The 1,073-nt window shown below is 32.4% G+C and carries 1 protein-coding gene; it reads left to right on the top strand.

The window, feature by feature from the left end; all coding sequences use genetic code 11:
• Nucleotides 1-76 precede the first annotated feature (76 nt).
• Entirely contained in the window at nucleotides 77-916 is an 840-nt protein-coding gene (locus tag AC0B9F_RS38505; RefSeq protein ID WP_235856716.1) for a hypothetical protein, read from the top strand.
• The last annotated feature ends 157 nt before the right edge of the window (nucleotides 917-1,073 follow it).

Here is a 1,073-nt window from a genome sequence, read left to right as displayed (position 1 = left end):
AGCTATTATAAGTTAATTATAGTATTCTTACTCTCCAACTCTTAGTTTCTGGGAGGAAAAAAGCAGGTGTTTATTAGTGAAAGTTAATAAAAATGTGAGAAAGTTAAATACTCGAAAAAAACGTGTTTTAAATGTTAATGAATTAAATGCTTATAAAGTGGCATACGGAAAGCCCTTAAAAACAAAAGATTTTGTTTCCTATGTTGGAATGCCAGCTTTACTATTTGCTGGTTTTACATTCTTGTTACTTTATTATTGGTGGCTTTCTATCTTTATGGCTATTACAGGTGCCTTATATGGAATGAAAGTACTTTTACCTAAAAGTGTGGAAAAGGTTTATCAGTATCAATCCTTCGCTCAGAGAAATAAATTTATTAACAACATAACGCAGATATTAACGGATGATGGTAAAACAGTGACGATGGCTTTGGAAATAACTAATACCAGAGCAGAAGGGGAATTTCAAAAGGATATTAATGAACTTCAAGCTAGGTTAATTGGTGCAGATAATACCATGATTAATAAGGCTTTTACGTCAATGGAAAATAAATATCAAGATGATGTTATCTTTGCTCAATTTTTAGAGCAATTAGAAACAGCGATGCTAGAAGGACGAACAAATATAGATACGTTAAAAGATATCAAAACATACCATAACGATATGAAAAAGAAACAGAGTGAATATCAAAACAAGAAAAACGGGCATCTAACAGATGTGAAGATGCTGGGAGTTGTTGTTGTCATATTCCTTTTAGCTGTTTCTTATTCTTTTGGGATTAGTACGTATATTAATGACTTCGCACGACAACCAATAGGTTGGGTCACTTGTGGAGTATATATGCTTTTAATGGGACAGTTCTTTCGTAAGTTTTCTTTCTTCCTTTTTGATGACTCTGTTTTGGAGGTATCTCTATGAGAATAATAAAACAAACAACTAAAAGGAAGAAGTTTTATAGAGCATTGGCTGAAAAGGATCTATATCCCATGCTATTAGAGATGGGGAATAGCAAAAGGAATATTGATGCATTTCAGCCAATGCTCTATAAAACTTACGAAAGAAAACTTACGAAAGA

Source organism: Streptomyces sp. NPDC097129, from assembly GCF_055668065.1.
The sequence above is the reverse complement of the archived record's forward strand: the minus strand, read 5'-3'. Positions and strand labels throughout refer to the sequence as shown.